Source organism: Streptomyces sp. NPDC003456, from assembly GCF_042878735.1.
In the GTDB taxonomy this organism is placed as follows: domain Bacteria; phylum Actinomycetota; class Actinomycetes; order Streptomycetales; family Streptomycetaceae; genus Streptomyces.
Window position 1 is genome coordinate 977,472 of sequence record NZ_JBIAOK010000001.1, and the last position, 17,793, is coordinate 995,264.

Genomic DNA, 17,793 nt, shown 5'->3' on the forward strand with positions numbered 1-17,793 from the left:
CCTCTCACCCCGCTCGCCTGGGAGTCCTCATGCTGTCCGCAGAATCCGCCGCCGTGGTACGCGCCACCCTGCCCGCCGTGGCCGGAGCCCTCGACGAGATCACCACCCGCTTCTACGGCGCCATGTTCCGCGACCGGCCGGAGCTGCTCGACGGGATGTTCAACCGCGGCAACCAGGCAAGCGGTGCCCAGCGCCGCGCCCTGGCCGGTTCGATCGCCGCCTTCGCGACCGCGCTGCTGGAGCAGCCCGACGTCCGGCCCGACGCCCTGCTGAGCCGTATCGCGCACAAGCATGCCGCGGTGGGGGTCACCGACGACCGGTACACCATCGTGCACAAGTACCTGTTCGGTGCGATAGCCGAGGTCCTCGGCGACGCGGTCACCCCCGAGGTGGCGGCCGCGTGGGACGAGGTGTACTGGCTGATGGCCGGTGCCCTGATCGCCCGGGAGGCCCGCCTCTACCAGGACGCGGGCGTCGAGCCCGGGCACATCTGGCGTCAGTGGACGGTCGTCGGGCGCCGCAGCGAGACCGACGACGTGGTGTCCTTCCTGCTCCGCCCCTCCGACGGGCAGCCGGCACCGCAGGCGCGGGCCGGCCAGTACGTGAGCGTACGGGTGCTGATGGCCGACGGGGTGCACCAACTGCGCCAGTACAGCCTGTCGTCCGACCCCGGCGGACGTCTGCGGCGCATCACCGTCAAACGGGTCGCGGGCACCTCCGGCGCGCCGGACGGTGAGGTCTCCTGCCTGCTGCACGACCAGGTCCGCGAGGGAGACGAGCTGACGCTGTCGGCTCCCTTCGGTGACGTCTTCCTCGACGACCCGGCCGACGCCACCACCCCGGTCGTGCTGGTGTCGGCGGGCATCGGCGGCGCCCCCATGACCGGCATCCTGGCGCATCTCGCCGCCTCGGGCTCGGCCCGGCCGGTGCTGGTGCTGCACGCCGACCGCTCCCCCGCCGACCATGCCCTGCGCACCGAGACGGGGGAGCTGGTCGGCCGACTGCCGGGAGCCCGCGCGGTCTTCTGGTACGAGCAGCCGGGCCCGGTGGAACCCGACGCGCGCGAGGGCCTGATGAACCTCGACGGCATCGAACTGCCCACCGACGGGACGGTGTTCCTGTGCGGGCCGCTGCCGTTCATGCGGGAGGTGCGGGGGCAGCTGCTGGCCGCCGGCGTCCCGGCGCGCAGCATCCGCTACGAGGTCTTCGGCCCTGACCTGTGGCTGCCTGGCCCGGCGGCCTGACCGGCTGACGGGGCCGTTCGGACCAGGCGAGTGACCAACGGCCCCCTGACGGCGCACGCATGCTCGGGAAACGCTGACACCGTGCGGTTCCCGATCGAGGGGCCGGAGCGAGGAGTTGGGTGATGGCGAAGGCATACCTGGTGGGCAGCGGCGTGGCGGCGCTCGCCGCGGCCACGTTCCTGATCCGGGACGGCGGATTCGACGGAGCGGACGTCCACCTCTTCGAGGAGCGGCGGAGCATCGGCGGCGGCCCGGGTGCGGGCGGCACGGCCGACGCCGGCCACACCTTGTTCGGCGGGCGGACGTTCGGGGCGGAGAACCCTTGCATGTACGACCTGTTGTCCGGCATCCCCTCGCTCGGCGACCCGTCGATGTCCGTGACGCAGGAGATCCTCGCCGGACACGAGGATCTCGCCCGGGACGGCATCGCACGGCTCGTGGACGGCGACGGAAAGATCGTCGACGTGAGTTCGATGGGCTTCTCCGAGCGCGACCGCCTGGACCTGGTCCGCTGCCTGGTGACACCCGAGGGACACCTGGACGGCAAGCGGATCACCGACTGCTTCACCGAACACTTCTTCACCACGAACTTCTGGTTCCTGTGGTGCACCACGTTCGCCTTCCAGCCCTGGCACAGCGCCATCGAGTTCCGCCGCTACCTCAGGCGCTTCATGCACCTCGCCCCCGGGTTCTCCACCCTGCCCGGCATCCACCACGCCCGCTACGACGAGTACGACTCCCTCGTGCGCCCCCTGACCGCCTGGCTGCGCGAACGGGGTGTCACCGTCCACACCCACTGCCACGTCACCGACCTCGGGTTCGCGCCCGGGCACCGGTCCACGACGGTCAAGCGCATCCACGTGACGCAGGACGGCCGTCAGGAACAGATCGGTGTGACCCCTGATGACGTGGTCCTGGTGACCAACGGCTCCCTGACCGACTCGACCAGCGTCGGCTCCCATTTCGCCGCTCCGCCGCCCCCTCCCCGGATGTCGGACGCCTGGCTGCTCTGGCACCGGCTGGCCAGGGGCCGTGAGGACTTCGGCAACCCCGACGCCTTCGACAAGCACGTCAAGGAGTCCCGCGGGGCGTCGTTCACCGTCACCACCAAGGACCCCGCCTTCCTGGACGCGCTCGCGGAGTTCAGCGGCCGGGAGACCGGAAGGGGCGGGCCGATGACGTTCACCCAGTCCGACTGGCTGCTCACCATCGCCGCGGGCCGCCGGTCCGGCTGCCGCGAGCAGCCCGAGGACGTCTCCGTCTGGTGGGGCCACGGCCTGCGTCCCGGCCGCGCGGGCAACCACACGCCCAAGCCGATGACGATGTGCTCCGGCCGGGAGATCCTCGAGGAGGTCCTGCACCACCTGCGCCTCGACGACGCGGTGGCGGCCCGTGCACTCGACACCTCGACGGTGGTGCCCTGCCTGATGCCGTACATCACCAGCCAGTTCCTGACCCGCCGCCGCGACGACCGCCCCGAGGTCGTACCCGAGGGGTCGGTCAACCTCGCCTTCATCGGCCAGTTCGCCGAAGTGCCCGACGACGTGGTCTTCACCGTCGAGTACTCCGTACGCACCGCTTGGACGGCCGTGTCCCGGCTCCTCGGACTCGCCAGGAAGCCGCCCGCGGTCCACAAGGGCCACCACGATCCCCACGTACTGGCCGCCGCTCTGGAAACCATGTACCGCCGATGACCTGGAGCACGACCGGGGGGGGCGTGGCCGCGGTGGGACCGGCCGGGCGCGGCGAAGAGGTGTACGCCGTCGACGCGTCCCGCAGGTCAGCGCACCCTGCCCCGCGCCTTCAGTGGCGTCGCCGGCAGCGCGGGGGCGGGCAGCGGATCCCCCTCGTAGCCCTTCACCTCGCCGAACCGGGTGCCTTCAGTCCAGTCCCGGCGGGCCTGTTCGATCTCCTCCTGGGAACGGCCGATCCAGTTCCAGAACATGACGAGCTCCTCCTCGAACGGCTCGCCGCCCAGGAGCATCAGGCCCGCGTCCGACTCGGCGCGCAGGGGCAGTTCGGAGCGGCCGCAGCCGAGGTAGAGCATCGCCCCCGGCAGGACCGGCACGCCGTCGACGTGGGCCTCGCCGGACATCGACAGGACCGCGTACTCGAAGTCCGGCTCCAGGGGCAGCGTTACGTCCGCGCCCCGGGTCAGGGCGAGGTCGGCCCCGACGATCGGGGTGTACGCCGTGCCGGGTGAGGTCGCCCCGTCGAGAGCGCCGAGGATCACCGTGGCCGTGAGGCCGGGCGCGGTGACGACGGGCAGACCGGCGTGGTGCTCGAAGCGCGGCTCGGTGTGGCGGTGGCTGTCGGGCAGGGCCACCCACAGTTGCGCGCCGTGCAGGAAGCGGGCGTGCGGGCGCGGGCTCTCCTCGGAGTGGCTGATGGCCCGGCCGGAGGTCATCAGGCCCAGTTCGCGCGGGCGGATGGTCTGCAGGCTGCCGGTGGAGTCGCGGTGCAGCACCTCCCCCTCGTGCAGCCAGCTCACCGTCTGCAGGCCCATGTGGGGGTGGGGCGGCACCTGCATGCCGGGCTCGTCGGCGATGTCGTCGGGGCCGTAGTGGTCGACGAAGCACCAGGCCCCGATCATGCGGCGGCCGAGGTTGGGCAGCAGCCGCCGGACCTCGGAGGACTCACCCAGCGGTACCCGGCGGGGACTGAGGAGTTCACGCACCGGCTCCGCCACGACGAAGCCCCGGCCGCCGCACACGGCGGGGGCCGCCTCGCGCTCGAGATTGCTCATGGCGCACAACCTAGTGCGGCAGGACGGCTCGCGTCTGCGCGTCGTCCGGGCGTACCCGCCGCCGCCGCACGATCGGCCCACGATCGGCTGCGACCCGGAAAACAGTAGCCATGTACATAGTAGCCATGTACGGTATTTATCATGAGCAGAGGTACGGAGGGCGCGACGCCGGGCTTCCTGGTGTGGCGGCTGTCGATGAAGTGGCGGGTGGCGGTCGACCGTGCCGTCGCCCCGCTGGGGCTGACCCACGCGCAGTACTCGCTGCTGGCCTCCCTGCACGGCATGCAGCGCGGCGGCGAGCGCCCCAGCCAGCGCCGCCTCGCGGACCACACCGGGCTGGAGCCGCTGTACGTGTCGAAGCTGGCCCGCGCACTGGAGACCGCCGGGCTGCTGGAGCGCACCCGGGACCCGCGCGACCCGCGGGCGGTGCAGCTCGCCCTGACCGAGCAGGGGCAGGACGTCACCCGGCGGGCGATCGAGGTCGTCCACCGGCTCCTGAAGCAGCTCCTGGACCCGCTCGGCGGCCTGGACGGCACGCGCACCCGCGCGTTCGTACGGGACCTGGCGACCCTGCTCGACGCACCGCTCGACCCCTTCGCCGACCACGAGACGGAGCAGCCATGACCACCGACGCACCCCCGCTCGACCCGCGTGTCATCGCCCTGGCCCACTACGCCGGCCGGGCGGTCCTGGAGAGCGTGCTCGCCCGGCACGGGCTCACCTTCCAGCAGTCGGTCACCCTCCGGCTGGCCGCCCTCGCCGACGGCCCGGTCCGGCGGGAGGAACTCGCGGGCGGTGTCACTGGCGCACTGAAGACCGGGGCCGCCGAGGCGCACGCCGTGATCGACGAACTGGTCACCGCCGGGCTCCTGGCACCGCAGGGCACGGCCGGCCTGCGGATCACGGACGCCGGGCGGGAGGCGTACGCCAGGACCTCCGGCGAGACGGCCCCCCACTCCGCCCGGATCTACGCGGGCATCCCCGAGGAGGACCTGGCCGTCGCGGGGCGGGTGCTGACCCTGATCACGCGGCGGGCCGAGGCCGAGCTGGCGGCGCTGACGGGGTGAGCTCCGCGGGCCCGGCGGGGCCGTGGAATAGCGAACGGGCAGGCCTGGTTGACGGCCTCGAAGGAGGCACGAGTGAACACGACCTACGACGCCGCGTACTACGCGCACGGCACCCCCGCGGAGCGCTGGGAGCGCGCGCAGCTGTTCTTCGACGCCAAGGACTACACCGCCGCCGCGCGGGTCCTGACCGGCCTGGTCGACGAGGTGCCGGAGCAGACCGGGCCCCGGCTGCTGCTGGCGCGCTCGTACTACCACTCGGCCCAACTGCGGCGGGCCGAGGCCGAGTTGCGCACGATCGTCGAGCGGGACCCGGTGGAGCACTACGCCCGGCTGATGCTCGGCCGTACGCTCCAGCGGCAGAACCGGCACGAGGAGGCCGAGTCCCACCTGCGGATCGCCTCCGCGCTCGCGGGCGACTTCCCGCAGGACTGACCCGGCACCACGGCGGATGCCCGGCTCCGAAAGGAGCCGGGCATCCGTGTGCCGGGGGGCGGCCAGGGCCCGCACCGCAGGCGCGCGGTGCCGTCCCGCCCCAGCGCTACCGGGCCGGAGCGCCGGCGCCGGACGCGCGCCGTCCGCGCCGGTGCGCGATCTCGCCCAGGACGATGTCGACGGCGAGGAACACCGCGAGCGGGATGCCGAACAGGGGCAGGAAGTAGCCGAGTACGGCGACCCCGGCCAGCAGGGGCACCAGGATCTGCGGCGGCACGTGCTGCCAGGCACCCCGCGGGATCGGCCGGCCGAAGGCGCTGCCCCGGCCGCGCTGCCACCACATGCGGTAGCCCCACACGATCAGCAGGATCAGGGAGAGCGTCAGCGCCATCAGCAGGATCTGGTTGGCGAGGCCGAACAGCACCCCGGTGTGCAGGTCGATGCCCCAGCGGGTGAGCTTCGCGAGCACCGGGTGGTCGGCGAACCGCAGGACGTCCGTGACCTGCCCGCTCGCCGGGTCGACGGCGACGGCGTCCTGCTTGGTGGGCCAGCCCCGGCCCACCTGCTTGACGACATAGGCCGAGTCCGCGTCGGCCGGCGGCACGATCTCCACCGGGTCGGTGAGCCGTTCGGCCCGCGCGGCGGCCAGCACCTTGTCCAGGCCCACGCCGTGGGAGGCGTCTCCCGCCTGCCCGGCGGCGGCACCGTGACCGGAGTGCTCACCGCTCGCGGCCGCCGACACCGACGGGGTCGCGTGCCCGAGCGAGGTGCGCAACTCGTCGATGTTGGCCCCGGCGTAGGCCGACCACGTCAGTCCGGTCGCCGACAGGAAGACGAAGCCGGTCGCCGCCCACACGCCGACACTGCCGTGCAGTCCGAGCGTGCGGCGCCGCCCCTTGGTCCCGCGCACCGTGCGCAGCGCCCGGCGGCGGGAGAACCACAGCACCAGCCCGCCGGCCGAGATCACCCACAGCCAGCTGGCCGCCAGTTCGCTGTAGAGCCGTCCGCTCTCCCCCAGGTGCAGATCCCGGTGGAACTCGTCGATCCAGGTGCGCAGCGGCAGCGCGCCGGTCGAGCCGTACTGTTCCAGGGCGCCGCGCACCTGCGCGGTGTAGGGGTCGACGAAGACGGCCATGGTGTGGCCCTCGTCGACGCCCGGGACGCCGGACAGCATGACCCGGGTCGTCGCGCCGGGCTCGGGCGAGGGGCGCACGGCCGAGACCGTGCCCTCCGGGTGGGCCTTGCGGGCGGCGGCCACCTGCTCGCCGATCGGCAGCTTCCGCTCTCCCACCGGGACGGTCAGTTCGTGCGCGTAGACGATCTTCTCGGCCTGGAACGAGGCGGCGTACAGCAGACCGGTGACGGCGGCGACGAGGAGGAAGGGGGCCACCAGCACGCCGGCGTAGAAGTGCAGCCGGAGGATCAGCGGGCGCAGGGGGGCCCAGCCGTTCCGGGCCGGCGCGGGGGTGGCTGGCTGGGGGGCCTCGTCCGTGGTGGTCGAGGGAGCGGTGGTCATCGGCGGGCTTCTCCCGGGGACGTCTTCTGGGCCGTTGCGGTGCAGGAGTCGGGGCGCGGGGCCGTCCAGTTCCCGCAAGGGGTGTGTGATGTGCGCCACAGGGAGGTGAGGGGGGCCGTGTCATCCTGGCGCGATGGGAACCCCGAGCGATCACGCACCCCTGGCCGAGCGCGTGGAGGAACTCCTCGCCGGCGGCGGCCCGTTGGGCATTGTCACCGCGGGTGATCCGGTGCTGCGGCGCGGAGCCGTGCCCTACGACGGTCAGTTGGACCCCGCGCTGTTCTCCCGGTTCGTCGAGGCGTTGCGGCTGACCATGCGCGCGGCGCCCGGGGTCGGGCTGGCCGCGCCGCAGGTGGGCGTGGGGCTGAGGATCGCGGTGATCGAGGATCCGGCGCCGGTGCCCGAGGAGGTGCGGCTGGCGCGCGGGCGGGTGCCGCTGCCGTTCCGGGTGCTGGTCAATCCCGCCTACGCGCCGGCCGGTGACGCGCGGGCGGCGTTCTTCGAGGGGTGCCTGAGCGTGCCGGGCTACCAGGCGGTGGTGGCGCGGCCCGCGGCGGTACGGCTGACCGGCGAGGACGAGCACGGACGCGCCCTGGACGAGGTGGTCACGGGCTGGCCCGCCCGGATCGTGCAGCACGAGACGGACCACCTCGACGGGGTCCTCTACCTGGACCGCGCCGAGACGCGGTCGCTGTCGTCGCACCAGGCGGCGGCGGAGCGCTGGGCGCAGCCGACACCGGAGGCGGCAGCGCGGGCGCTCGGCTTCGAACTGCCGTAGGGCGGGGCGGGAGGGCCTGCCCGCCGCCCTGCCCCACGGGCGGCGGGCCATGCCCGGCGCGACGCGGCGGCGGGGGCGGGCGAGCCCTGCCGCCCCCGGCAGGAGCCCCGGGGACCCGCTGCCCCCGGCCGAAGTTCCGGGACCCGCTGCCTCTCGGCGAAGTCTCGGGGATCCGCTGCCCCCGACCGGACCACCGCGAATCCGCTGCCCCCGGCCAGAGCCCCGGGGGGACGCGCAGTCCCCGCCGGCCGGAGCCCCGCGAAACCGCTGCCCCGGCCGATGCCCCGGGGACCACGCGCTGTCCCCCGGCGAAGCTCAGGGGCCCGCTGCCGCCGGCTGGAGTCCCTCGGGCCGCTGCCCCCGGCCAGCCGGAGCCCCGGGGACCCGGTGTCCCTCGGCGAAGCCGTGGAGATCCGGTGCCCTCGCCCAGCGCCTCGCCGACCCGCCGCTCCCCGGCCGGAGCCCCGCCCCCTGCCCCCCGCCGGGCCGGGCTCCGGGGGGCGCTCGTCAGGAGTCCCGGTATGCCTCCAGCAGGCGCAGCCACACCTCGCTGATCGTCGGGTAGGACGGGACGGCGTGCCACAGGCGGCTGATCGGGACCTGCCCGGCGACGGCGATCGTCGCGGAGTGGATCAGCTCCCCCACGCCGGGGCCGACGAGGGTGACGCCGCGCAGGATCTCGTCCTCCAGGTCCACGACCATGCGGGCCCGGCCCTGGTAGCCGTCGGCGTACAGGCTCGCCCCGGAGACGGAGGACAGGTCCACGTCGACGGCCCTGACCCGGTGCCCGGCCTGCTCGGCCTCGGCGAGGGACAGACCGACGGCCGCCGCCTCCGGGTCGGCGAACACGACCTGGGGGACGGCGCCGTGGTCGGCGGTCGCCGCGTGCGCCCCCCAGGGCTCGGCCGCCGCCTCCTCCCCGGTGGCCCGGGCGGCGATGACCGTGCCCGCGATGCGGGCCTGGTACTTGCCCTGGTGGGTGAGCAGGGCGCGCCGGTTGACGTCGCCGACCGCGTACAGCCAGTCGTGGCCGGTGACGCGGAGGCTGTCGTCGACCGCCAGCCAGCCGCCGGGCTCGAGGCCGATGGTGTCCAGCCCGATGTCGTCGGTGCGCGGGGCGCGGCCGGTGGCGAAGAGGATCTCGTCGGCCTCGATGCGCTCGCCCCGGTCGGTGACGGCCACGACGGCGCCGTTCTCCCGGGTCACCGACTCCACCGACACGCCCGTGCGGACGTCGGCGCCGGCCTCGGTGAGCGCGTCGGCGATCAGTTCCCCGGCGAAGGGCTCCATGCGGGGCAGCAGGCCCTTGCCGCGGACCAGCATCGTCACCTGGGCGCCGAGGGCCTGCCAGGCGGTGGCCATCTCGACGGCGACCACACCGCCGCCGACGACGATCAGGCGGCCGGGCACGGTCTGGGAGCCGGTGGCGTCCCGGCTGGTCCACGGCTTCACGGAGTCGAGGCCGGGCAGGTCGGGCAGGGCGGCGCGGGTGCCGGTGCAGACGGCCACGGCGTGCCGGGCGGTCAGCACCTGCTCGGTGCCGTCCGGGCCGGTGACCGTGACGGTGCGGGGGCCGGCGAGCCTGCCGTGGCCGCGGTACAGGTCGGCGCCGGTGGAGTCGAGCCATCGGACCTGGCCGTCGTCGTGCCAGTCGGAGGTGAAGTAGTTCCGGCGGGAGAGGACCGCGGCGGCGTCGAGGGGGCCCTGCACCGCCTGGCGGAGCCCGGGCACGCGTCGGGCGTCCGCGCGGGCGATGACCGGCCGCAGCAGGGCCTTGCTGGGCATGCACGCCCAGTAGGAGCACTCGCCGCCGACCAGCTCGCTCTCCACGACCGCGGTGGTCAGCCCGGCGGCGCGGGTGCGGTCGGCGACGTTCTCCCCCACGGGCCCGGCCCCGAGGACCACGACGTCGTACGTGTTGGTTTCCGTTTCCGTCATGGGGTCAGTCTGGTGGGTGGTGTGCCCCCTGGCCACACGGGTAGGGGCGCGGAATACGTGTCCGGTCGGCCGTGTTGTGCCGACGGCTTGACCCCACACCAGGAAGAGGGATGAACGCCATGAGCACCGTGGAGCTCACCAAGGAGAACTTCGACCAGACGGTCACCGACAACGAGTTCGTCCTGATCGACTTCTGGGCGTCCTGGTGCGGGCCGTGCCGGCAGTTCGCGCCGGTCTACGAGAAGGCGGCGGAGGAGAACCCGGACCTGGTGTTCGGCAAGGTGGACACCGAGGCGCAGCCGGAGCTGGCCGAGGCCTTCGGCATCCAGTCGATCCCCACGCTGATGATCGTGCGCGACCAGGTGGCCGTGTTCGCCCAGCCGGGAGCCCTGCCCGAGGCCGCGCTGACGGACGTCATCGGACAGGCCCGGAACCTGGACATGGACGAGGTCCGCAAGGCGATCGCCCAGCAGCAGGCCCAGCAGCCGGGCGAGTGATCCACCGGGGAGCTCCGGCTCCCCGGCCGGGCCGCGAACAGCGGCAGGGTCCCGAACACCGGCAGGGTCCCGGGCGCCGGCAGGCCCCGGGGCGCCGGTGCGCGGGTCAGCTCGATTCGCGGCGCAGGACCGTCGCACCGAGCACCTTGTGGGTCTCCGGTGCGGTGCCGGGCCGGCGCACCGCGCGGTCGACCAGTTCGGCCAGTTCCCGCCCCGAGGGCAGCTTCAGCCGGACCGTGCTCAGCCGCGGCCGCAGCAGCCGCCCCAGCACGAGGTCGTCGGCGCCGATCACGGCCGTCTCCTCGGGGATGCGGATGCCCTCGTCCTGCAGGGCCCGCATCAGCAGCATCGCGTACTCGTCGTTGTACGTGAACACCGCGTCCAGGCCGAGGCCGCGCCAGCGGGCGGCCAGCCGCGCCGCCGCCTGCTCGTCGTAGGGCAGGGGCAGTTCGGTCACCGTGGCGTCCGTGCCGCGCACGGACTGGCGCACCCCGTCGAGCCGCGGCGCGGAGAACGCCTCGAGGCCCGGTTCCTGCGGCACGACGACGCCGATCCGGCGCCGCCCGCGGTCGTACAGATGGGCGCCCGCGCTGTGGCCGACCACGTCGTGGTCCATGAGCAGCGCGTGCGCGCCCTCGATGGTCTCGGGGCCGAGGGTGACCACGGCCCGGGCGCCGGAGCGCTGGAGCACGGCCACGCCGCGCGGCCCGAGTCCGGAGCCGGGCACGAGCACGGCCACGGGCCGCAACTCCGCCCAGGCGCGGGCGGCTTCGTCGCCGTGGGGGCCGCCGGTGCCGTACTGCACCACCGTATAGTCCAGCGCGCCCAGGGCTCCCTGCAGGTCGGTGAGGAAACGGCTGTACAGCGGGCCGACGGGGAAGGTCGGCGCGGGGATGAGCACCATGCGGGTGTGCCCGGCACGCAGGCTGCGGGCCGCGGCGTGCGGCACGTACCCGAGTTCTCTGGCGGCGTCGTGCACGCGGCGCCGGGTGGGCTCGCTGATCCGTACGGCGCCGGTGTTGTTGAGGACGTAGGAGACGGTCGCGCGCGAGACGCCGGCCAGGCGGGCCACGTCGGCGCTCGTGGGAACCGAGCGCGACGGGGTCGGGGGCGCGGGCGTTTTCGGTATCTGCACCATGACGTACGGCATCTTGGCAGAAGCCCCAATGCGCCTGTCCGGCGGGGGAGTTGTGAGGATGCCGTGAGCGCTCCCGGCGGAGGGGGCGCGCTCAGCCCGTGCCGGCGCTCCGCGTCACACGGTCGACCAGGTCGGTCCAGGCCGCCTCCAGCCGGGACAGGGGCAGGCCGCACTGCGTGGTCAGGTGGTGGATCAGGGCCGGGTCGAGCTGGCCCATGAGGGTGTGGGCGAGCAGTTCGCAGTCGGCCTCGGGGACCGCCTGCCGCAGCAGCATCGCCACGTGGTGCTGCAGGACGCGGCGGGGCGGGGCGACGAAGCGGCGCGCGGCGTCCGGTTCGGCCGCCAGCTGGAGCTCCAGCTCGTCGGCCGAGCGGCGCAGCGAGGCCCGGCCGAAGGCGCGCAGCCGCTCCACCGGCGGCGCTCCGGGCCCGAGCGGGGGCGGCCCGGTGAGGAACGCGGCCTGGAACTTCTTCTCGGAGTGGTCCAGCAGCGCGGTCAGCAGGCCGGTGCGGTCGCCGAAGCGGCGGAAGACCGTGCCCTTGCCGACGCAGGCCTCCGCGGCCACCGCCTCCATCGTGACGGCGTCCGCGCCGCGCTCCGCCACCAGCCGGGCGGCGGCCTCCAGCAGCCGGGCGCGGTTGCGGGCCGCGTCGGCGCGCAGGCAGGGCTCGTCCGCCTCCAGGGCGGAGCCGAGCTGGAGCAGCTCGGGGTGGCCGACGGGCTCCTGGGGCGTCGGGAGGGGCGGTGGAACGGCGGACATGAAGCCAGCGTAAAGCATCGGGAACAAAACTGGACCGCGGTCCGGTTAGGATGCTACAAACGGAAAACGGACCCCGGTCCGGATCACCACCCCGCTGTTGAGCACCCTTTCCTTCCGTAGGAGTCAGCATGTCTGTTCGCATCCTCGCCCTGGTCGGCAGCCTGCGCGCCGGTTCGCACAACCGCCAGCTCGCCGAGGCGGCCGTCAAGCTCGCGCCCGAGGGGGCCGAGGTGGAACTGTTCGAGGGCCTCGCCGAGATCCCCTTCTACAACGAGGACATCGACGTGGAGGGCGGCGTCCCGGCCGCCGCCGCGAAGCTGCGCGAGGCCGCCGGCGCAGCCGACGCCCTGATCCTGTTCACGCCCGAGTACAACGGCACCATCCCGGCCGTGCTGAAGAACGCCATCGACTGGCTGTCCCGCCCGTACGGCGCCGGTGCCCTCAGCGCCAAGCCGGTCGCCGTCGTCGGCACCGCCTTCGGCCAGTACGGCGGTGTCTGGGCCCACGACGAGACCCGCAAGGCCGTGGGCATCGCCGGCGGCAAGGTGCTGGAGGACGTCAAGCTCTCCATCCCCGGTTCGATGACCCGCTTCGCCGAGACGCACCCGTCCGACGACGCCGAGGTGGCCGGGCAGCTGACCGAGGTCATCAGCCACCTGCAGGGCTTCGTCAACGAGCCGGCCGCGGCCTGACCCGGCCCGCACCCCGCGCGCGCCCCGGAGGGGCCGGGGCCCGAGACGGCCCCGGCCCCTCCGGTGTGTCCGCTCCCTCCCGCCGCACTCAGGCGCCTGCGGCCTCCGCCACGTCCACGCTCAGACCGGCTGGACCTCTCTGCCGGGCCGGTGGATCGGGGAGCCGGAGCCGGTGAGCGGGGCGCCCGTGCCGCCGTGTCGCCGCGCGATGATCTCCGCCACGATGGACACGGCGGTCTCCTCGGGCGTACGGGCGCCGAGGTCCAGCCCGATCGGGGACCTCAGCCGGGCCAGCTCGGCCGCGCCGGCGCCCGCCTCGCGCAGCCGCCGCTCCCGGTCCTCGTGGGTGCGGCGCGAGCCCATCGCGCCGATGTACGCGGCCGGCCGGCGCAGCGCCTCCCGCAGCAGGGGCACGTCGAACTTGGCGTCGTGGGTCAGCACGCACAGCACGGTCCGCGCGTCGGTGGCCGTGCCCCGCAAGTAGCGGTCGGGCCAGTCGACGACGATCTCGTCGGCGTCCGGGAACCGGGCCCGGGTGGCGAAGACCGGCCGGGCGTCGCACACCGTGACGTGGTAGCCGAGGAACCGTCCCGCCCGCACGAGCGCCGCCGCGAAGTCGATCGCACCGAAGACGATCATGCGCGGCGGCGGCACGGCCGACTCCACGAGCAGGGTGACCCCGCCCGGGCAGTGCGTGCCGTCCTCGGAGAGCTCCACCGTGCCGGTCCGGCCCGTCTCCAGCAGGGCACGCGCCTCTTCGCGCACGGTGCGGTCCAGCTCCGGGCCGGCGCCGAGTACGCCCTCGGACGAGCCGTCGGGGCGGACGAGCAGGGCCCGGCCCAGCAGCCCGGCGGGGCCCCGGGCGACCCGGGCCAGGGCCACCGGCTCACCGGCCGCCGCGGCGGACAGCGCCGCGGCGTGCACCGCCCGCCCGGCGGAGAACGGGACGACCAGCACGTCGATGGTCCCGCCGCAGGTCAGTCCCACCGCGAAGGCGTCCTCGTCGCTGTAGCCGAACCGCTCGGCCAGCGGCTCGCCGTCCCGCAGGGCCTGGCGGCACAGGTCGTAGACGGCGCCCTCGACGCAGCCCCCGGACACCGAGCCGATCGCCGTGCCGTCGGCGTCGACGGCGAGCGCCGCCCCGGGCGGGCGCGGGGCGCTGCCGCCGACGGCGACCACCGTGGCGACGGCGAAGTCCCGGCCCTCCTCGGCCCAGGCGCGCAGGGCCGCTGCGAGATCAAGCATCGGCGCCCGCCGACAGGACGCGGTCGGGCCGGATCGGCAGGTCGCGGTGGCGCACACCGGTCGCGTGCCAGACGGCGTTGGCGATCGCGGCGGCCGCGCCGACGATGCCGACCTCGCCGATGCCCTTGATGCCGACCGGGTCGTCGGGGTCGGGGTCGTCGACCCAGTCGGCCTCGACGTGCGGGACGTCGGCGTGCGCCGCTATGTGGTAGCCGGCCAGGTCGGCGCCGGGGACGCCGCCGCTCGCCGGGTCCCGGACGGCTTCCTCGTGCAGGGCCATGGACAGGCCCCAGATCATGCCGCCGACGAGCTGGCTGCGGGCGGTGAGCGGGTTGACGATCCGGCCGGCCGCGAAGACGCCCAGCATGCGGCGCACCCGGACCTCACCGGTGGCCGGGTCGACGGCGACCTCGGCGAACTGCGCCCCGAAGGAGTGCCGTTCCTTCTGCGCCAGCGCGCCGACGGCCTCGGTGGTGTCCGACCGTACGGTGACGCCCTGCGGCGGGACGTCCGCGCCGGGGGTGAGGTCGCGCCGCAGCTCCCGCGCCGCGGCCGTGACGGCCCAGGCCCAGGAGCGGGTGCCCGCGGAGCCGCCGGCGATCATCGCGGGGCCGAGGTCGCTGTCGCCGATCCGCACCAGGACGCGGTCGGTGGACACCTCCAGGGCGTCGGCGGCGACCAGAGTGAGGGCGGTACGGGCGCCGGTGCCGATGTCGGCGGCGTTGATCCGGACCGTGAAGGTGCCGTCCGCCTCTGCCGTCACCGAGGCCGTGGAGGGCATGGCCATCGCGGGGAAGGAAGCGGCCGCGGTGCCCGTGCCGAGCAGCCAGCGCCCCTCGCGGCGCACCCCCGGGCGCGGGTCCCGCTGCGCCCAGCCGAACCTGCGGGCCCCTTCCCGGAAGCAGGCGGCGAGGTTGCGCCCGGCGAACGGCAGCCCGGAGACCGGACCCACCGCGGGTTCGTTGCGCAGGCGCAGCTCGATCGGGTCGACCCCGCACTTCTCGGCCAGTTCGTCGAGCGCGGACTCCAGCGCGAACGAACCCGGCGCCTCGCCCGGGGCGCGCATCCAGGTCGGCGTGGGCACGTCGAGCCGCACCAGCCGGCTTGCCGTGTGGTGGGCGTCGGCGGCGTACATGGACCGCCCGGCCGCGGCGCTCGGCTCGACGAACTCGTGCACGGTGGAGGTCTGGTTCAGGGAGCGGTGCTCCAGGGCGCGCAGCCGCCCGTCCGGGTCGGCGCCGAGGCGGACGCGCTGCGCGGTGGGACTGCGGTAGCCGGCGAGCGAGAACATCTGCCGGCGGGTCATGACGACCCGCACGGGCCGGTGCAGCACGGTCGCGGCCATCACGGCGGCCACCTGGTGGGCGCGTACGCCCTTGCTGCCGAAGCCGCCGCCGACGTGCTCGGAGCGCACGCGCACCGAGCCCGGGTCCAGGGAGAACAGGTTCGCCAGCTCCCCCGCGACCCAGCCGGTGCCCTGGTCGGAGTCGACGACCTCCAGCCGGCCGCCCTCCCAGCGGGCGGTCGCCGCGTGCGGCTCCATCGGGTTGTGGTGCTCCTCCGGCGTGGTGTACCGCGCGTCCACCACGACGGCGGACGCCGCGAGTTCCCGGTCCAGGTCGCCCTTCTCCACCGTGGCCGGCAGATGCCCGTCGACCGGGTACGCCTCGGCCTCGCGCGCTGCCGAGAACGCCACGTCGTGCGGCTCCTCGTCGTAGTGCACGACGAGCGTCTCGGCCGCCTCCCTGGCCTGCTCGGACGTCTCCGCGACGACCAGGGCCACGGGCCAGCCCAGGTGGGGCACCCGGTCGTGCTGGAAGAGGGCGGTGCCGGGGTCCGGCGGGACACCCATCATGCCGACGAAGTCGGTGTCGACGCGCGGGGCGTTGTGGTGGGTGAGGACGGTGAGGACGCCGGGCATCGCGAGGACGGCGTCGGTGTCCAGGGCGCGGACCCGGCCGCGGGCGACGGTGGACAGCACCAGCCAGCCGTGGGCGAGTTCGGCGAAGGGGATCTCGCCGGCGTACCGGGCGGCGCCGGTGACCTTGTCGTGTCCCTCCACCCGGGTGTGGGCGGTGCCGGTCGCGCGCCCGGTGGCGGACCGGCCGGTGGTGGCGGTGGTCATCGGGCGGCCTCCTCGGCGAGTTCGCTGAGCACGGCCACGACGAGGTTGCGCATCAAAGTCACCTTGTATCCGTTGTCGGGCAGGGGCCGGGCGGCGGCCAGTTCGGCGTCCGCGGCGGCCGCGAAGGTCTCGGCGCCGGCCGGGGCGCCGGTGAGTACGCGCTCGGCGGCCCGGGCCCGCCAGGGGCGGGAGGCGACGGCCCCGAAGGCCAGGCGCACGTCGTGCACGACGCCGTCCCTGAGGTCGAGGGCGGCGGCGACCGAGCCGATGGCGAAGGCGTACGAGGCCCGCTCGCGCACCTTGCGGTAGCGGGAGTTGGCCGCCGTGGCGCCGGGCGGCAGGGTGACGGCCGTGATGAGGGCGCCGCGCGGCAGGGCGGTCTCCCGGTGCGGTGTCTCCCCCACGGGGAGGTAGAGGTCGGTGAGCGGCAGTTCGCCGGGGCCGTCGGCCGTCTCGTAGGACACGCGGGCGTCGAACGCGGTCAGGGCCACGCCCATGTCGGAGGGGTGGGTGGCGACGCAGTGACCGGAGGCGCCGAGGATGGCGTGATTGTGATGCTCACCGGTGACGGCGGGGCAGCCGCTGCCCGGGGCGCGCTTGTTGCAGGGTGAGGTGAGGTCGGTGAAGTAGCCGCAGCGGGTGCGCTGCAGCAGGTTGCCGCCGACGGTGGCCATGTTGCGCAACTGCCCGGAGGCACCGGCCAGTACGGCCTGGGCCAGGGCCGGGTAGCGGCGCCGGACCTCGGGGTGGGCGGCCAGGTCGCTGTTGGTGACGGTCGCGCCGATGCGCAGTCCGCCGTCCGGCGTCGGCTCCACCCGGTTCAGCGGCAGTTCGCGTATGTCGACGAGCCGGGCGGGCCGTTCCACGCCGGTCTTCATCAGGTCGACCAGGTTGGTGCCGCCGCCCAGGAAGCGCGCGTCCGTGTCGCCGTCGAGCAGCGCCACGGCACCGGGGACGTCGTAGGCGCGGTGGTAGCCGAACTCCTTCATGCCGACGCTCCGTTCGTCTCGGCGGCGCGGGCCACGGCCTGGACGATGGACACGTACGCGCCGCAGCGGCACAGGTTGCCGCTCATCCGCTCGCGGATCTCCTCGGGGGTCAGCGGCGGCGGTCCCGCCTCGGGCCGCAGGTCCGCGGTGGCGGCGCTCGGCCAGCCCGCGGCGTGCTCCTCGATGACGGCGATGGCCGAGCAGATCTGGCCGGGGGTGCAGTAGCCGCACTGGAAGCCGTCGAGGTCGAGGAACGCCTGCTGCACCGGGTGCAGCCGGTCGCCGTCGGCCACGCCTTCGACGGTGGTGATCTCGCGCCCTTCGGCGGCGACCGCCAGTTGCAGGCAGGCCACGCTGCGGCGGCCGTCCACGAGGACGGTGCAGGCGCCGCACTGCCCCTGGTCGCAGCCCTTCTTGGTGCCGGTCAGATCGAGCCGTTCCCGCAGGGCGTCGAGGAGGGTGGTGCGGTGGTCGACGGTCAGCGTGTACTTCTCGCCGTTGACGGACAGGGTGAGGTCGCTGGACGTCGATGAGGCCATGGAAGCCTTCTCTCTCACGTGGTGAGGCCGGTCGGGGTCGGGGGTGGGCGCCGCGGCTGGCGACGCCGGTGCGCGACCGTGCAGGAT

The 17,793-nt window shown here is 74.5% G+C and carries 17 protein-coding genes; 8 read left to right on the plus strand and 9 right to left on the minus strand.

Features of this window, described 5'->3' with window-relative positions:
* The first annotated feature begins 29 nt into the window (after positions 1-29).
* On the plus strand, positions 30-1,244 hold the full coding sequence (locus ACFYWG_RS03985) for a globin domain-containing protein (protein WP_389199118.1): 1,215 nt from the start codon (positions 30-32) through the stop codon (positions 1,242-1,244).
* A 122-nt stretch (positions 1,245-1,366) separates the two neighbouring features.
* Complete coding sequence (locus ACFYWG_RS03990; protein WP_389199120.1) at positions 1,367-2,938, plus strand: oleate hydratase; 1,572 nt, start codon at positions 1,367-1,369, stop codon at positions 2,936-2,938.
* 86 nt (positions 2,939-3,024) lie between these two features.
* Here the strand turns inward: ACFYWG_RS03990 and ACFYWG_RS03995 are convergent, their stop codons facing one another.
* Complete coding sequence (locus ACFYWG_RS03995; RefSeq protein ID WP_389199122.1) at positions 3,025-3,990, minus strand: pirin family protein; 966 nt, start codon at positions 3,988-3,990, stop codon at positions 3,025-3,027.
* A 141-nt stretch (positions 3,991-4,131) separates the two neighbouring features.
* On the opposite strand from ACFYWG_RS03995, the gene ACFYWG_RS04000 reads away from it, so the two are divergent.
* The 3 genes from ACFYWG_RS04000 (at position 4,132) to ACFYWG_RS04010 (ending at position 5,489) form a co-directional block, all read left to right on the plus strand.
* A complete protein-coding gene (locus tag ACFYWG_RS04000) occupies positions 4,132-4,614 on the plus strand; it encodes a MarR family winged helix-turn-helix transcriptional regulator (RefSeq protein WP_385417082.1) in 483 nt (160 codons plus the stop codon).
* A complete protein-coding gene (locus ACFYWG_RS04005) occupies positions 4,611-5,057 on the plus strand; it encodes a MarR family transcriptional regulator (RefSeq protein WP_389199125.1) in 447 nt (148 codons plus the stop codon). Before ACFYWG_RS04000 ends, ACFYWG_RS04005 begins: the two co-directional genes overlap by 4 nt.
* Before the next feature lie 72 nt (positions 5,058-5,129).
* Entirely contained in the window at positions 5,130-5,489 is a 360-nt protein-coding gene (locus ACFYWG_RS04010) for a tetratricopeptide repeat protein (protein WP_383503955.1), read from the plus strand.
* Between the two features lie 106 nt (positions 5,490-5,595).
* On the opposite strand, the gene ACFYWG_RS04015 is transcribed toward ACFYWG_RS04010, so the two are convergent.
* Complete coding sequence (locus tag ACFYWG_RS04015) at positions 5,596-7,005, minus strand: PepSY-associated TM helix domain-containing protein (RefSeq protein WP_389199127.1); 1,410 nt, start codon at positions 7,003-7,005, stop codon at positions 5,596-5,598.
* A 133-nt stretch (positions 7,006-7,138) separates the two neighbouring features.
* Between ACFYWG_RS04015 and ACFYWG_RS04020 the strand changes: the two genes are divergently transcribed.
* Positions 7,139-7,783, plus strand: coding sequence for a peptide deformylase (locus ACFYWG_RS04020; protein WP_385417074.1), 645 nt, complete (start codon positions 7,139-7,141; stop codon positions 7,781-7,783).
* 507 nt (positions 7,784-8,290) lie between these two features.
* Here the strand turns inward: ACFYWG_RS04020 and ACFYWG_RS04025 are convergent.
* On the minus strand, positions 8,291-9,721 hold the full coding sequence (locus ACFYWG_RS04025; protein WP_389199129.1) for a dihydrolipoyl dehydrogenase family protein: 1,431 nt from the start codon (positions 9,719-9,721) through the stop codon (positions 8,291-8,293).
* A 110-nt stretch (positions 9,722-9,831) separates the two neighbouring features.
* Between ACFYWG_RS04025 and trxA the strand changes: the two genes are divergently transcribed.
* Entirely contained in the window at positions 9,832-10,218 is a 387-nt protein-coding gene (trxA, locus tag ACFYWG_RS04030) for a thioredoxin (RefSeq protein WP_333936520.1), read from the plus strand.
* Between the two features lie 106 nt (positions 10,219-10,324).
* Here trxA and ACFYWG_RS04035 read toward each other — a convergent pair whose 3' ends face one another.
* Entirely contained in the window at positions 10,325-11,368 is a 1,044-nt protein-coding gene (locus ACFYWG_RS04035) for a LacI family DNA-binding transcriptional regulator (RefSeq protein WP_376334058.1), read from the minus strand.
* 79 nt (positions 11,369-11,447) lie between these two features.
* Complete coding sequence (locus tag ACFYWG_RS04040; RefSeq protein WP_389199132.1) at positions 11,448-12,116, minus strand: TetR/AcrR family transcriptional regulator; 669 nt, start codon at positions 12,114-12,116, stop codon at positions 11,448-11,450.
* A 128-nt stretch (positions 12,117-12,244) separates the two neighbouring features.
* Between ACFYWG_RS04040 and ACFYWG_RS04045 the strand changes: the two genes are divergently transcribed.
* The gene (locus ACFYWG_RS04045) at positions 12,245-12,808 is read left to right on the plus strand and encodes an NAD(P)H-dependent oxidoreductase (RefSeq protein WP_376334054.1); all 564 of its coding nucleotides are present in this window, start codon (positions 12,245-12,247) and stop codon (positions 12,806-12,808) included.
* A 120-nt stretch (positions 12,809-12,928) separates the two neighbouring features.
* On the opposite strand, the gene ACFYWG_RS04050 is transcribed toward ACFYWG_RS04045, so the two are convergent.
* Genes ACFYWG_RS04050 through ACFYWG_RS04065 form a run of 4 tightly spaced genes read right to left on the minus strand, consistent with a single transcriptional unit; the run spans position 12,929 to position 17,706 of the window.
* Complete coding sequence (locus ACFYWG_RS04050) at positions 12,929-14,053, minus strand: XdhC family protein (protein ID WP_389199134.1); 1,125 nt, start codon at positions 14,051-14,053, stop codon at positions 12,929-12,931.
* A complete protein-coding gene (locus ACFYWG_RS04055) occupies positions 14,046-16,178 on the minus strand; it encodes a xanthine dehydrogenase family protein molybdopterin-binding subunit (RefSeq protein ID WP_385417060.1) in 2,133 nt (710 codons plus the stop codon). The genes ACFYWG_RS04050 and ACFYWG_RS04055 overlap by 8 nt, the downstream gene beginning before the upstream one ends.
* Complete coding sequence (locus ACFYWG_RS04060; RefSeq protein ID WP_385417057.1) at positions 16,175-17,167, minus strand: FAD binding domain-containing protein; 993 nt, start codon at positions 17,165-17,167, stop codon at positions 16,175-16,177. Before ACFYWG_RS04060 ends, ACFYWG_RS04055 begins: the two co-directional genes overlap by 4 nt.
* Positions 17,164-17,706: a (2Fe-2S)-binding protein gene (locus ACFYWG_RS04065; protein WP_383500475.1), complete on the minus strand. Its 543-nt coding sequence runs from the start codon at positions 17,704-17,706 to the stop codon at positions 17,164-17,166. The genes ACFYWG_RS04060 and ACFYWG_RS04065 overlap by 4 nt, the downstream gene beginning before the upstream one ends.
* Positions 17,707-17,793 lie beyond the last annotated feature (87 nt).